The 13,701-nt window shown below is 60.2% G+C and carries 13 protein-coding genes; 3 read left to right on the top strand and 10 right to left on the bottom strand.

The annotated features are described in order from the left end of the window. Nucleotides 1-173 precede the first annotated feature (173 nt). Nucleotides 174-566, top strand: coding sequence for a Co2+/Mg2+ efflux protein ApaG (gene apaG / locus AS026_RS27655; RefSeq protein ID WP_018857621.1), 393 nt, complete (start codon nt 174-176; stop codon nt 564-566). Here the strand turns inward: apaG and AS026_RS27660 are convergent, their stop codons facing one another. From AS026_RS27660 to AS026_RS27670, 3 genes are all read right to left on the bottom strand, one after another. Continuing rightward, a complete protein-coding gene (locus AS026_RS27660) occupies nt 567-1,562 on the bottom strand; it encodes an Hsp33 family molecular chaperone (protein ID WP_018857622.1) in 996 nt (331 codons plus the stop codon). A 92-nt stretch (nt 1,563-1,654) separates the two neighbouring features. Beyond that, complete coding sequence (gene argF / locus AS026_RS27665; protein WP_062373330.1) at nt 1,655-2,572, bottom strand: ornithine carbamoyltransferase; 918 nt, start codon at nt 2,570-2,572, stop codon at nt 1,655-1,657. A gap of 42 nt (nt 2,573-2,614) precedes the next feature. Further along, a complete protein-coding gene (locus tag AS026_RS27670; RefSeq protein WP_062373333.1) occupies nt 2,615-3,811 on the bottom strand; it encodes an aspartate aminotransferase family protein in 1,197 nt (398 codons plus the stop codon). 428 nt (nt 3,812-4,239) lie between these two features. Between AS026_RS27670 and AS026_RS27675 the strand changes: the two genes are divergently transcribed. Then, nucleotides 4,240-4,773: a GcrA family cell cycle regulator gene (locus tag AS026_RS27675; protein WP_018857625.1), complete on the top strand. Its 534-nt coding sequence runs from the start codon at nt 4,240-4,242 to the stop codon at nt 4,771-4,773. 93 nt (nt 4,774-4,866) lie between these two features. On the opposite strand, the gene phoB is transcribed toward AS026_RS27675, so the two are convergent. From phoB to phoR, 7 genes are all read right to left on the bottom strand, one after another. Next, nucleotides 4,867-5,550 carry a phosphate regulon transcriptional regulator PhoB gene (gene phoB, locus AS026_RS27680; RefSeq protein WP_007529789.1) on the bottom strand — a complete coding sequence of 228 codons (684 nt, stop codon included), beginning with the start codon at nt 5,548-5,550 and terminating at the stop codon, nt 4,867-4,869. Between the two features lie 36 nt (nt 5,551-5,586). Then, nucleotides 5,587-6,300, bottom strand: coding sequence for a phosphate signaling complex protein PhoU (gene phoU, locus AS026_RS27685; protein ID WP_025658811.1), 714 nt, complete (start codon nt 6,298-6,300; stop codon nt 5,587-5,589). A gap of 43 nt (nt 6,301-6,343) precedes the next feature. Continuing rightward, nucleotides 6,344-7,159 carry a phosphate ABC transporter ATP-binding protein PstB gene (gene pstB, locus AS026_RS27690; RefSeq protein WP_062373337.1) on the bottom strand — a complete coding sequence of 272 codons (816 nt, stop codon included), beginning with the start codon at nt 7,157-7,159 and terminating at the stop codon, nt 6,344-6,346. A 14-nt stretch (nt 7,160-7,173) separates the two neighbouring features. Then, a complete protein-coding gene (pstA, locus tag AS026_RS27695) occupies nt 7,174-8,496 on the bottom strand; it encodes a phosphate ABC transporter permease PstA (protein WP_018857628.1) in 1,323 nt (440 codons plus the stop codon). Next, nucleotides 8,493-9,974, bottom strand: a complete 1,482-nt coding sequence (gene pstC / locus AS026_RS27700; protein WP_018857629.1) for a phosphate ABC transporter permease subunit PstC — start codon at nt 9,972-9,974, stop codon at nt 8,493-8,495. The genes pstA and pstC overlap by 4 nt, the downstream gene beginning before the upstream one ends. 147 nt (nt 9,975-10,121) lie before the next feature. Next, on the bottom strand, nt 10,122-11,156 hold the full coding sequence (locus AS026_RS27705) for a substrate-binding domain-containing protein (RefSeq protein WP_025658808.1): 1,035 nt from the start codon (nt 11,154-11,156) through the stop codon (nt 10,122-10,124). 198 nt (nt 11,157-11,354) lie between these two features. Further along, nucleotides 11,355-12,581, bottom strand: coding sequence for a phosphate regulon sensor histidine kinase PhoR (phoR, locus tag AS026_RS27710; RefSeq protein ID WP_062373488.1), 1,227 nt, complete (start codon nt 12,579-12,581; stop codon nt 11,355-11,357). 237 nt (nt 12,582-12,818) lie between these two features. Between phoR and ppk2 the strand changes: the two genes are divergently transcribed. Then, nucleotides 12,819-13,700: a polyphosphate kinase 2 gene (ppk2, locus tag AS026_RS27715; RefSeq protein ID WP_062373340.1), complete on the top strand. Its 882-nt coding sequence runs from the start codon at nt 12,819-12,821 to the stop codon at nt 13,698-13,700. The last annotated feature ends 1 nt before the right edge of the window (nt 13,701 follow it).

A 13,701-nucleotide genomic window follows, 5' to 3' on the forward strand; every position in this document is an offset into this window, starting at 1 on the left:
AATCCGGCCGACCGCCACATGCTGCTTTGCCCCACCCAAGACAGGTCAAAGTCAGGCTTAAGTGGCGAAACTTCTTGCCTTTACAGGCATTACGGACGTGATCGACTATCGGTTTATTGACGGATCGGCTGTCGTATAAGATACCGGTAACGTATATTGACTATGGTGTAGGCATGTACCGCGCCCTTACACGAGACATTGAAGTCGTCGTCGAACCTTTTTATCTGGAGGAGCAATCCGATCCGGAGGACGATCGCTATGTCTGGGGCTACCGGATCGTCATCAGCAACAATTCCGACAAGTCCGTGCGACTGGTGAACCGCTATTGGAACATCACCGACCAGAACGGCCTCGTCGATGAGGTCACGGGCGCCGGCGTCGTGGGCGAACAGCCGCGGCTCGCGCCCGGCGATACCTATGAATATTCCTCGGGCTGCCCGCTGGATACGCCGTCGGGGCTGATGTTCGGCCACTACCAGATGGAAACGGACGAAGGCGAGCTTTTCAATGTCGAAATACCCGCCTTCTCACTGGATTCGCCAGGGCTGCTGAGAGTCCTGAACTGATCACTCCGCAGGCTCTGCCACCTCTTCCACTTCGAAACGATAGGTCGTCGAGCAGAATTCGCAGGTGACCGAAATTGCGCCGTCTTCCTGGCTGGCATCAATTTCCTCCGCCGAGAAGCCCTTCAGCACCCCCTTGATCTTTTCGCGGGAACAGCTGCAGCGATCGAAGACCTCGCGCGGTTCGTAGACGCGAACCCCACGCTCGTGGAACAGACGATATAGCAGCCGCTCGGTGCCGACTTGCGGATCCGTCAGTTCGTCGGCGTCGATCGTGTCGACGAGCGAGCGGGCTTCCATCCAGGCATCGTCTTCCTTGTGGGTGCCGCCAGTCCTATCGCCGTCGCCGCCGTGAAGATCCGGCTGGCGCATGCGCTCCGGCGCTTCCGGCAGGAACTGGGCGACAAGACCGCCAGCCCGCCAGCGGTGGCGCGGCTTGCCCGCGTCGTCGCGATCGAAGAGTTCGGCCGCAGCAAGACGCACCCGCGTCGGGATCTGCTCAGACTGGCGGAAATAGGTGCCGGCAATCTCTTCAAGGGTCGCACCGTCGAGCGCAACGATACCCTGGTAGGGTTGGGAAAACTTGCCCTGATCGATCGTAAAGGCCAGCATGCCCTTGCCGAGAAGCTGTTCGGGCTCGATCTGCCCTGCCGCAACGGCCCTGTCGAGGAGGCCCTGGTTGAAGCGTGCGTAGGCACGCACGTTCTCAGGCGTCGAGAAATCGCAAACAAGCAGGTCCACCGGGCCGTCGCCCTTGGTCTGGACCGTGAACTTGCCTTCAAATTTCAGCGACGTGCCGAGCAGCACCGTCAGCACAACGACTTCGGCAAGAAGCCGCGCGACGGGCGCAGGATAGCGATGGCGCTCGAGGATCGCGTCCAGCATCGGCCCGAGCTGGACGGCGCGACCGCGCACATCCAGTCCCTCAACCTGAAACGGAACGACATGATCATCGCCGGCGAAATTGAATTCGCCGAGGGTGGCTGCAGGTTCTGCCATGGTCTTCTCCTAGTCTGAGAGCGGCAGACAAGAGTGTCCATCCGCTCGCGCGGCCAACGGGCCTTCCGGCCAAACGTGGCGTCCAGTATGGTTCAGATCGCGCCCAGGCACCAAGCAAGAATCGACTTCTGCGCATGAAGACGGTTTTCCGCTTCATCGAAGACCACGGATTGCGGGCCGTCGATCACCTCGTCCGTAACTTCCTCACCACGATGGGCGGGCAGGCAATGCATGAACAATGCATCCTTGTCGGCCTGCGCCATCAAAGCCGAATTGACCTGATAAGGCTGGAATACGTTGTGACCACGGGCCCGATGTTCCTGATTCATGGAGACCCAGGTATCGGTCACCACACAATCGACGCCGGCGACCGCACGGTCTGCATCATGGTAAAGCATGATTTCGGCGCCCTCATTGCGGGCCCAGTTCAGATAGTGATCCTTTGGCTCGGAACCAAGGGGCACCGCCATATTCATGCGGTAGCCAAAACGCGCGGCTCCTTCGACCAACGAATGCAGCACGTTGTTGCCGTCGCCGGTCCAGGCGATCGTCTTGCCCTTGATCGGGCCGCGGTGCTCTTCGAAGGTCATGACATCAGCCATGATCTGGCAGGGGTGCGTATCATCCGTCAATGCGTTGATGACAGGAACGGTTGCATGCTCGGCGAGCTCCAGCATGCGGGCATGATCGGTCGTGCGGATCATGATCGCGTCGACATAGCGCGACAGCACCTTGGCCGTGTCACCGATCGTCTCGGCGCGGCCGAGCTGCATTTCGGTGCCCGACAGGAACAGCGTCTCGCCCCCGAGCTGGCGCATGCCAACGTCGAAGGACACGCGGGTACGGGTCGAGGGCTTTTCGAAGATCATCGCCAGCATCTTGCCGGCGAGTGGCTTGTCGCCCTGCCCGGCCTTGAAGGCCTGCTTGCGCGAGATTGCGTCATCCATAATGAGCCGCAGGTCCGATGCCGCGACGGCGGAGAGATCGAGGAAGTGTTTGGGGGAAGCCATTATCGTTACCTATCACGCCCGCCTTCCGACGGGCACTATCCATTAAGCCGTCTTCTTGACCTTCGTAGCGCGCACGCTTTCGGCGGCGCGTTCGAGGCGGGCAAGGCCCTCGCGGGCTTCGTCAGCAGTGACGACCAGAGGCGGCAGAAGACGAATGACATTGTCGCCAGCGGGTACGCCGAGCAGATGGGCGTCACGGATCGCCTGCAGCAGTTCGGAGGACGACACGGCGGCCTTGACGCCGAGCAGCAGCCCCTCGCCCCTGATATCCTCGATGATATCAGGATAGCGATCCTTGAGCGAGGCCAGCCCTTGGCGGAATACCAGCGAGACGTCACGCACCTGCTGCAGGAAGCCCTCCGCGAGGATCACGTCGAGCACGGCACTGCCAACTGCCATGGCGAGCGGATTGCCGCCATAAGTGGAGCCATGCGTGCCGGCCTTCATGCCGGAAGCGGCCTCTGCCGTGGCAAGGCAGGCTCCGAGCGGGAAGCCGCCGCCGATACCCTTGGCAACCGCCATGATATCGGGGGTAGCGCCTGACCACTCATGCGCAAAGAGCTTGCCCGTGCGGCCCATGCCGGTCTGCACTTCATCGAAAATCAGCAGCAGACCATGCTCGTCGCAGATCGCGCGAAGTGCCTTCAGGAACTCGTTCGTCGCCGGGCGGACGCCGCCTTCCCCCTGAATAGGTTCGATGAGGATCGCGGCCGTTTCATTTGTGATGGCGCTGCGGACTGCATCGAGATCACCGAACGGCCCCTGATCGAAGCCAGGCGCCTTGGGACCGAAGCCTTCGAGGTATTTCTCCTGGCCACCGGCGGCAATCGTCGCCAGCGTACGGCCATGGAAGGCGCCTTCAAAGGTGATGATATGGAACCGCTCGGGATGGCCCTTGGAAAACTGATAGCGGCGCGCGGTCTTGATCGCGCATTCCAAGGCTTCTGCGCCGGAGTTCGTGAAGAACACCTTATCGGCGAAGGTCGCATCGGTCAGCCGCTTTGCCAGTGTTTCCTGACCCGGGATCTCATAGATGTTGGACAGATGCCAGACCTTGTCGGCCTGCTCCTTCAGCGCGCCAACCACATGCGGATGGCTGTGGCCAACGGAGGTGACGGCAACGCCCGCGCCGAAATCAAGATATCGCTCGCCCGTTTCGCTGATCAGCCACACGCCTTCTCCTCGCTCGAACCGCAGCGGGGCACGAGAGTAGGTGTCGTAAAGCGCGGCTTCAGCCATGGCGCGATCTCCTATCAGCAATCATCAGCAGCCGGACTCCGGCTAAGGAAAGCAGGTCCGGAAAATTAAAAATGCCGCCTTTCGGCGGCGAGCAGCACTATTTACTTTTCGCACTGCAATGTCAACAAAACTGAGGTTTCGCTGCATGCGTCAAGCAGCCATCCCGAGGCGCTCGACCTATCAACAACTATGTTGCATAAATGACTCTCACGCCCAGCAAGTTGGGGAAAACTTGAAAATCGATTCCCCGAGATTCAACCGACTCTTGTCACGGAGTCGGCCTCACACTAGGTTAAAACTCAATTACTAGGCTGCATGCGGCGGAACTAGTCACCAAAATTTGAGTAAGCGTTTCTTGCCTCGGATACGTCCGTGGCAACGGTGAAGGATTCTGCCTACACCAACGCTAATAAGGCGGAGACAGGGGCATGAACTGGACAGACGAGCGCGTTGAAAAACTGAAGAAGCTGTGGTCCGAAGGCCTGAGCGCCAGCCAGATCGCAGCACAACTTGGCGGTGTAAGTCGTAACGCCGTCATTGGTAAAGTCCATCGTTTGAGTCTGCCCGGCCGTGCGAAGGCCGGCGGTTCGACGACCACCGTCAGAACCCCCAAGCGCACGACTTCGGCGCCCCGCGCCACGAACTACGCCTCGCGGATCACCACACGCACCGTTACCCGCCAACAGGGCGCGACGATGCTCAAGGAAGAGATCGAAATCGATACGGTGGAGGAAGTCCGCTTCCGTCCGGCCGCAAATGTAATCGTTCCGATTTCTCGCCGCCTTGGCCTCACCGAACTCACCGAGCGCACCTGCAAGTGGCCGGTCGGCGATCCGCTCAATGACGACTTCCACTTCTGCGGTTGCGAGTCCCCGGACTCTTCCCCGTATTGCACGTATCATCAGCGCATGGCCTACCAGCCGGTCAACGAGCGCCGCAAGGCCGCTAACCGGGTCGCCTGACCCGGAAGCCGGATAAGGAATAAAGAAAACGGGCCCTCGCGGGCCCGTTTTTCGTTGTATCGGAAAGACCTCTCAGGCTCTCGCCTGAAAGGATCAGGCTTCCATCGAATAGCCGGCACCGCGCACGGTGCGGATGACGTCCTGCATGTTGGAAAAGTTCAAAGCCTTGCGCAGGCGGCCGACATGGACGTCAACAGTACGCTCGTCGACATAGATGTCGTGACCCCAGACGCCGTCGAGCAACTGCGAGCGCGAGAAGACGCGGCCGGGCGATGCCATCAAGAACTCGAGAAGGCGGAATTCGGTCGGGCCGAGGCGAACTTCGCGGCTCTTGCGGTGAACGCGGTGCGTCTCGCGATCCAGCTCGATATCGCCGCACTTCAACAGCGTCGAGAGCACCTCGGGCTTGGCACGACGCAGCATCGCCTTGACGCGAGCGACAAGCTCCGGCGTCGAGAACGGCTTGACGACGTAATCGTCAGCACCGGTCGAGAGGCCGCGAACCCGTTCGCTTTCCTCGCCACGGGCGGTCAGCATGATGATCGGCAGGCGCTCGGTTTCCGGCCGCATGCGCAGGCGGCGGCAGAGCTCGATGCCAGACACGCCCGGCAACATCCAATCGAGGATGAGAAGGTCCGGCGTGCGTTCCTGAAGCCGGATCTCGGCCTCGTCGCCGCGCAGGATGGTATCGACCTCAAAGCCTTCGGCCTCAAGGTTATAGCGGAGAAGCACGCTCAGCGCTTCTTCGTCTTCAACGACAGCTACTTTAGGGATCATTCGTTTCGGTCTCCTGGGGGCGCGGTCGCGGAATGATTATTCAGTGACTGCGCCGACGGTGTTGGCGGTATCGTCCTTCGGACGTTCGCCTTCCGGCTGGGCACCGGTGGCCATGTAGTAGATCGTTTCGGCAATGTTGGTGGCGTGGTCGCCGATGCGCTCGATGTTCTTGGCGCAGAACAGAAGATGCGTGCAGCTGGTGATGTTGCGCGGATCTTCCATCATGTAGGTGAGCATTTCACGGAACAGCGAGGTGTACATCGCGTCGATTTCCTCGTCGCGCTCACGGACCGATTTTGCCTTGTCGGCAGCACGGCTCGTGTAGACGTCGAGGACTTCCTTGAGTTGGACTAGGGCGAGCTCGGACAGATGCTCGAGGCCGCGGGCGAGCTTGCGCGGCACGCCGGCGCTCTGTACGGCAATGACGCGCTTGGCAGTGTTCTTGCCCAGGTCGCCGACGCGCTCCAGGTCTGCCGCGATGCGGATGGAGCCCATGATCTCGCGAAGATCGGCCGCCATCGGCTGGCGGCGGGCGATCGTGACGATCGCCTTGTCGCCGATCTCGCGCTCCGCGTGGTCGAGGATCACATCGTCCGAGATGACCTTCTGGGCAAGAGCCGTATCGCCGTTTACGAGTGCGCGTACGGCATCCGAGACCATCTGCTCGGCCAAGCCGCCCATTTCCGAGATACGGCGGGACAGGAACTTCAAATCATCGTCGTAGGCAGAAAAGATATGTGTCGATGCCATAGGGCTCATCCTTGAATATCGTAAGTGCTACCGAGACGGCCGATCAACCGAAGCGGCCCATGATGTAGTCCTGGGTGCGCGGATCGTCCGGGTTGGTGAACATCTTGTCGGTGTCATTCTCCTCGACGAGGTTGCCAAGGTGGAACATGGCTGTGCGCTGCGAAACACGGGCGGCCTGCTGCATCGAGTGCGTCACGATGACAATCGTGTAGTTCTCGCGGAGCTCGTGGATGAGCTCCTCGACCTTGGCCGTTGCAATCGGGTCGAGTGCAGAGCATGGCTCGTCCATCAGGATGACTTCGGGGCTGACGGCGACGGCGCGGGCGATGCAGAGGCGCTGCTGCTGACCACCGGAAAGACCGGTGCCGGCTTCGTGAACGCGATCCTTCACCTCATTCCAGAGGCCGGCGCGCTGCAGGCTGTGTTCCACGATCTGGTCCATGTCGGCCTTCGACTTGGCGAGCCCATGGATACGCGGACCGTAGGCGACGTTTTCGTAGATCGTCTTCGGGAACGGGTTGGGCTTCTGGAACACCATGCCTACACGCGCGCGAAGCTCCACAACGTCGATATCCGGATCGTAGATATCTTCGCCATCGAGCGTGATCTTGCCAGTGACGCGGCAACCGTCGATCGTGTCGTTCATGCGGTTCAGGCTGCGCAGGAAGGTGGACTTGCCGCAACCGGATGGGCCAATCAGGGCGGTCACCGTGTTTTCACGGATGTTCAGCTTCACGTCGAACAGCGCGCGCTTCTCGCCGTAGTAAACGGAGACGTCCTGGCCGATCATCTTGTAGGGAATGGTGTTCATCTTCTGATCAACCGCTTTCTCAACTGCTGCTTCCGTCAACATGTTCATAATGTCTACTCCGTTTACCAGCGGCGCTCAAAGCGACGACGCAAGAGGATGGCTCCGAGGTTCATGAGGATCAGGAATAGGAGCAGGACGATAATGGCGCCGGAGGTCCGCTCGACGAAGGCGCGCTCGGCTTCATTGGCCCACATGTAGACCTGCACCGGCAGGGCCGTCGAAGGCTCCATGGGCGTCGCCGGAGCATTCGCGACGAAAGCGACCATGCCGATCAAAAGCAGCGGCGCCGTCTCCCCGAGCGCGTGCGCCAGACCGATAATCGTGCCGGTCAGGATACCGGGCATCGCAAGCGGCAGGACGTGGTGGAAGACCATCTGCATCTTGGAGGCGCCGAGGCCGAGCGCGGCCGAGCGGATCGATGGCGGGACGGCGCGAAGCGCTGCGCGGGTCGCGATGATGATCGTGGGCAAGGTCATCAGGGTCAGTACCAGGCCACCAACCAGCGACGCTGAACGCGGCAGGCCGGCGAAGTTGATGAAAACAGCAAGACCGAGCAGACCGTAGACGATGGAGGGAACCGCCGCGAGGTTGTTGATGTTGACCTCGATCAGGTCCGTCAGCTTGTTCTTCGGTGCAAATTCCTCGAGGTAAATCGAAGCGGCAACGCCGATCGGCAGGGAAAGGACGAGCACGATCAACATCAGATAAAGCGAGCCAACCAGGGCGACACCAAGACCGGCGGCCTCGGGACGGCTGGAGTTGCCGTTGACGAAGAGCCCGGTGTTGAATTTCTTGTGCAGCGCACCGGTTTCCGCCAGCTGGTTCATCCAGCCAACCTGCCTGTCGTTCACCTTGCGGTTCTTCTCGTCGACCTTGAGGTCAATCTGACCCTTGTTGGCGGAGTCAACGTTGGCGTCTGCAAGCAGGGTGATGTTGACTGTCCTGCCGATGAGCGACGGATCGGCAACGACCATGTCGCGCAGCTGGATCGGCGCGCCCTTGGAGATCATAGCGGTCGCGTCACGCACCTCGGGACGGCTCGATGCATTGAGGTTCAGCGTCTTGACCATCGCGTCGCGGATGAGAACCGAATAGTTGGCCGCGATCAGCACGGACGGATCCGTTGCGCGCTTGTTGTTCGGGTCGATGGTTTTCTCGCTGAACTCGATCGGCAGCGTGATCGCCGTCTGCAGGAAGGCCGTGTAGCCCTTGCTGACGACGCTCGTCAGCAAAACCGCCAGGAAGATCAAGCCAAAGGAGATCGCAGCGATGCCATAGATGCGGAACCGGCGCTCGGCGGCATAGCGGCGCTTGAGGCCGATGTCGCGACGTTCAGGCGCCTTCGAAACGACAACGCCCTGACCCGGAGAAACAATATCCGTCATTCGTACTGCTCCCGGTATTTGCGCACGATATAGAGCGCGTAGATGTTGAGGCAAAGCGTGATGAAGAACAGCGTGATACCAAGCGCGAAGGCAACCAGCGTCTGCGGCGAGGTGAACTCCAGATCACCAGTGAGCTGATTGACTATCTTGACAGTGACTGTCGTCATTGGCTCGAACGGGTTGATCTGGATGCGCGCTGCGACACCCGCCGCCAGCACCACAATCATGGTTTCGCCGATGGCGCGCGATGCAGTCATCAGAAGCGCGCCGACGATGCCGGGCAGCGCCGCGGGAAGCACCACCTTCTTGATTGTCTCCGAACGCGTCGCACCGAGACCGAGCGAACCATCGCGGAGCGCACGCGGCACAGCGGTGATGATATCGTCGGAGAGCGACGAAACGTATGGGATCAGCATGATGCCCATGACGATACCCGCTGTCAGAACGCTCTGCGCCTGAATAAAGTTCGCATAATTGCCGGTAAGGAGGCCGTTTACCTGCGAAGACAGGTCGCGGAGGAAGGGGCCGACCGTGACGAGGGCGAAAAAGCCGTAAACAATCGTCGGAATACCAGCGAGCACTTCGAGCAGCGGCTTTGCGATCGATCGCACCGCGGGGGCCGCGTATTCCGCCATGTAGATCGCCGCGAACAGGCCGACAGGCACCGCCACCAGCATCGCAACGAAGCCGATGTAGAGCGTGCCTAGCAGCAGCGGTATCAGGCCGAATTGCCCGAAGGACGAGCCGCCGGCACCGGCAAAGCGCGGATCCCAGACCGTACCGAAGAAGAAGTCTGCAGCAGGAACGACCGCGAAGAAATGCGCGGCTTCCGTCAGCATTGACAGAACGATACCGATCGTCGTCAGGATGGCGATCGAGGACGCCAGGAGCAGGCCCCAAAGCATGACACGTTCGACGCGGTTGCGTGCACGGAATCGCGGAGCGACTTCACGAAGCGCATAGAATGCGCCGGCAACGGCAAGGATGAGGACGACCGCCGTCATGACGAGGCGGCTGGAAGCCGATTCTTCGTTCAGCTTTTGCGCTGCGTCGATCATGTATGGCTGCGGCTGGCCGGCCAGCGGAACGCCCTTTGCAGCAAGCTTTGCCTGGAGGCCAGCCGGATCGCTGGCAGCACCGCTGATCTCCTCCGGGGTGAGGAGCGGCAGGCCGCGCGCAATCGCGCTGACCATCCCGTAATTCAGGTTCTGCTGCGCGGCCGGCTGCGCCTTGACGTCATCTGGGAAAGTGCCACGGACGGAAGACTCAATGATCGAAGGGCTGATCGCCAGCCAGGCGCACAGCACGATAAGTGCCGGCAGCACCGCCCAGATGGCGGCATAGGCGCCATAGTAGCCCGGTCGCGAATGCAGCGCGGAGGACTTGCCCCCGGCAAGTGCCGTAGCACGGCTGCGCGCTGCGATGAAAGCAACGGCGCCAAGCACCACGAGACACAAGAGTATGATGGATGTACCCATTCGTTTAGGTCCCAGGCCCTTTGACCCCAAAAGCGGAAACGGCAGGCGGACCGATCCGGCTCTCAAACTTGCAGAAGTTCAGACCCCGTCCCGACTTGGCGGAACAAGGCAAAGCCGGCGCGATCTGGTGATCGCGCCGGCAAGTCATTACATAGTCTTGCCGTCTTCAACGCCCTTGCGGATCGCGTCGCGCTCACCGTCCGGAGCGGCAACGAGGCCGTACTCGACGAGCGGGCTGTCCGGTCCGATCATCTGTTCGGATACGAAGAAGTTGACGTATTCCTTCAGGCCCGGGATGACGCCGAGGTGTGCCTTCTTGACGTAGAAGAACAGCGGACGGGAAACCGGGTACGTGCCGTCGGAGATGGTTTCGGTCGACGGAACGATACCGTTGACGGTCGCAACCTTCAGCTTGTCGGCGTTGTTTTCATAGAAGGAAAGGCCGAAGACGCCAACGCCGGTCTTGTTGGCAGCGATGCGTGCCAGCGTTTCCGGATAGTCACCGTCGATGTCGACAGCAGCGCCGTCCTTACGGACTGCGACGCAAGCCTTGGTCTGAGCGGCGGCGTCAGAGATCGAAGCCTTGATGACGTCGAGAGCGCCGGAAGCCTTGCAGCCAGCAGCAAGAACGTTCTGTTCGAAGACTTCGCGCGTGCCGTGCTTTTCGCCCGGGATGTAGGCAGCAATGTCAACAGCCGGGAGTGCCGGGTTGACTTCCGACCACTTTTTGTAAGGGTTGGCGACGAGCTTGCCGTCAACAACGACCTGGGCAGCCAGAGCCTTATAGATGTCGGCCGGGACGTAGGCGACATCAGGGTTGGACGAGTCGGTCGCGAAGACGATGCCGTCATAGCCGATCTTCACTTCCTGGATGTCGGTGACGCCGGCTGCCTTGCAGGCGTCCAGTTCCTTGGCGTTGATCGGACGCGAAGCGTTGGCAACGTCGATGGTGTCCGGGCCGACGCCCTTGCAGAATTCCTTGAGGCCAGCGCCCGTGCCGCCGGATTCAACGACCGGCGTCTTGAAGTCCTTGAAGGTTTCGCCGAAGGTTTCGGCTACGATCTTGGCGTAAGGCAGGACGGTGGACGAGCCAGCAACCTGAACCTGGTCGCGAGCAACGGCCGCGCCAGCGAAAGCGGCGGAAGCGGCAAGTGCTGCGACCGTGAGTTTAAAAGCGTTCATAACAATCTCCCGGGCATATAGCGGTCTGAGTGCGGCCTTGAGCGGCCTTTGCAGTGCCGTCTTCATCAGCGGCCCGCTCTCTTTAGCCCCTGATGCCCAGAGCTTTTATGTCATTTTCACGAAACATTTGTGACAGATTAAATATATGAAATCATTATACAAAGAATGCGATCCTGCACGATTGATCGCAGTTTTATGTCAAAACCGCACGGTGAAGCTCGTTCCCTTGCCGACTTCCGACTTGACGATCAAGCGCGCGCGGTGCCGCGTCAGGATATGCTTGACGATGGCAAGGCCCAACCCCGTGCCTTTCTTCGAGCGGCTGTCCTCGATGCTCACACGGTAGAAACGCTCGGTCAGTCGCGGCACATGCTCGGCCGGAATTCCCGGTCCCTTGTCGACAACCGTGACCTCCACCGGCTCGCCCGGTGCATTCTTCAGGAACACATCGACGGTCTTGCCCTCCTGCCCATATTTGCAGGCATTTTCCATCAGGTTTTCAAAAACCTGGACCAGTTCGTCGCGGTCGCCAAGCACCTCTGCCTTGCCCAGCGGAAGATGCAGCACGATCTCAACGCCGACATCGTTTGCGAGCGGTGCCAGCGAGTCCCTAACATGGCCGAGAAGTGGAACGAGATCGACCTTCTGATCCGGGGCGATGTGTGACTTGAGTTCCAACCGCGACAAGGACAGGAGGTCGTCGACAAGACGGCTCATACGAGTGGCCTGATCCAGCATGATGCCGAGAAAGCGCTCCTGCGCCTTGCCGTCATTCTTCGCCGGGCCCTGGATAGTCTCTATGAAGCCGCGCAGGGACGCGAGTGGCGTGCGCAACTCGTGGCTGGCATTGGCGACGAAATCGGAGCGCATGCGGTCGATGCGGCGAACCTCGGAAATGTCCCGGAAGGAGAGCACGAAGAAACGCTCATCAGCCGGCTGCTGTTCGTCAAACTCCACGGGGGCGCTGCGGACGATGTAAACGCGCTCGGATGGTAGGCGTTCGAAGTGCTCGATCTGGTTCGGCGCGTTGGTTGCAATCGTTTCGCTGACCATGTCGAGGATGCCAGGCGAGCGCAGGCGAGCGGAAATATGCGCACCAATGGCGGCCTCGCCGAAAGCCTTTTCGGCCGCGCGGTTCTGGTAAAGCACCGAGGCATCACCGGAAAGTACCATGACGGGGATGTCGAGCGCGGCAAGCGTCGCGGCAACCTCGGCCAAGCGGTTGCCGGGCGCTTCGATAGTCTCGGGAACTGGTTCCAGCTGGACTTTCGGGAGGGCCGCCGGAACCGTGTGCCACAACGCCGTGATGATCATTAGCAACAGAAGACCGAGCACGACCCACTTGTTTGCGCCTGCAGCCAGAGCAATCAGGGCAATCAGCAGAGCCACGAGCAGGACGGGACGCTCCTGCCGAATGCGTGCAATCAGGCTTCGTGTCCATGGCGCTTTGTCTTCCAACTGCCCCTCGCGGTTTTCGGCTCGTACTCTTATCTTCAAACTCTGCCTGATAGCCGTGATTCATGACAGAAGTTTTCGCCTGCACACGACACGCGGAAAGGCTTTGCTGCGAACACACAGAAATTTCCACGATCCGTAAGACATTTGATTTTCAACAGGAAATATGGTCGCCTGTATGCGACGAAGTTCACCGGAGAAGAAGCCATGGCCGATGATGTCGAAAGCAGAGCCGTCGAACTGGACATCCGCGGAGAGAAGCGCGTCTTTGATGTCGACAATCCCGTGCTGCCGGACTGGGTTGACAAGGCGGCTTTGGAATCCGGCGGCTATCCATACGACAAACACCTCAAGGAAGAACAATACCTTGAGGAACTCAAAAAGCTGCAGATCGAGTTGGTCAAGGTGCAGTTCTGGCTGCAGGCCACCGGCAAGCGGGTCATGGCGCTTTTCGAGGGACGGGATGCGGCGGGCAAAGGCGGCGCGATTTCCGCCTCATCGGCGCACATGAATCCCCGCCTTGCCCGGGCGGTCGCGTTGGCCAAGCCCACCGATCGTGAGGCCGGGCAATGGTATTTCCAGCGCTATGTCGCGCAATTCCCGACCGCGGGCGAGTTCGTGCTCTTCGACCGGTCCTGGTACAATCGTGCCGGCGTCGAGCCCGTCATGGGCTTCTGCACACACAAGCAATACGAAGATTTCCTGAACCAGGCGCCTCAGCTTGAGAAGGTCATCGCGCACGAGGGTATCTTCTTCTTCAAGTTCTATCTCGATATCGGCCGCGAGATGCAACTGAAGCGCTTCCACGATCGGCGCCACGACCCGCTCAAGGTCTGGAAACTGTCGTCGATGGACATCGCAGCGCTGACGAAATGGGGCGACTACAGCGAGAAACGTGACCGGATGCTGAAAGAGACACATACGGAATTCGCGCCCTGGACGGTCATTCGTGCCAATGACAAGCGTCGCGCCCGGCTAAACCTGATCCGGCACATGCTGAAGACGATGGATTATGACGGCAAGGACAAGGATGCCATCGGCAAGCTCGATGACAAGATTATCGGCTCGGGTCCGCATTTCCTGAAATAGC

The organism is Rhizobium altiplani (genome assembly GCF_001542405.1).
Classification (GTDB): domain Bacteria; phylum Pseudomonadota; class Alphaproteobacteria; order Rhizobiales; family Rhizobiaceae; genus Rhizobium; species Rhizobium altiplani.

Coding starts and splice junctions, on each gene's coding strand:
- apaG (WP_018857621.1), top strand. CDS start 174: ATGTACCGCGCCCTTACACGAGACATTGAAGTCGTCGTCGAACCTTTT.
- pstA (WP_018857628.1), bottom strand. CDS start 8,496: ATGACGGATATTGTTTCTCCGGGTCAGGGCGTTGTCGTTTCGAAGGCG.
- phoB (WP_007529789.1), bottom strand. CDS start 5,550: ATGATCCCTAAAGTAGCTGTCGTTGAAGACGAAGAAGCGCTGAGCGTG.
- ppk2 (WP_062373340.1), top strand. CDS start 12,819: ATGGCCGATGATGTCGAAAGCAGAGCCGTCGAACTGGACATCCGCGGA.
- AS026_RS27660 (WP_018857622.1), bottom strand. CDS start 1,562: ATGGCAGAACCTGCAGCCACCCTCGGCGAATTCAATTTCGCCGGCGAT.
- AS026_RS27670 (WP_062373333.1), bottom strand. CDS start 3,811: ATGGCTGAAGCCGCGCTTTACGACACCTACTCTCGTGCCCCGCTGCGG.
- argF (WP_062373330.1), bottom strand. CDS start 2,572: ATGGCTTCCCCCAAACACTTCCTCGATCTCTCCGCCGTCGCGGCATCG.
- AS026_RS27675 (WP_018857625.1), top strand. CDS start 4,240: ATGAACTGGACAGACGAGCGCGTTGAAAAACTGAAGAAGCTGTGGTCC.
- pstB (WP_062373337.1), bottom strand. CDS start 7,159: ATGAACATGTTGACGGAAGCAGCAGTTGAGAAAGCGGTTGATCAGAAG.
- AS026_RS27705 (WP_025658808.1), bottom strand. CDS start 11,156: ATGAACGCTTTTAAACTCACGGTCGCAGCACTTGCCGCTTCCGCCGCT.
- pstC (WP_018857629.1), bottom strand. CDS start 9,974: ATGGGTACATCCATCATACTCTTGTGTCTCGTGGTGCTTGGCGCCGTT.
- phoU (WP_025658811.1), bottom strand. CDS start 6,300: ATGGCATCGACACATATCTTTTCTGCCTACGACGATGATTTGAAGTTC.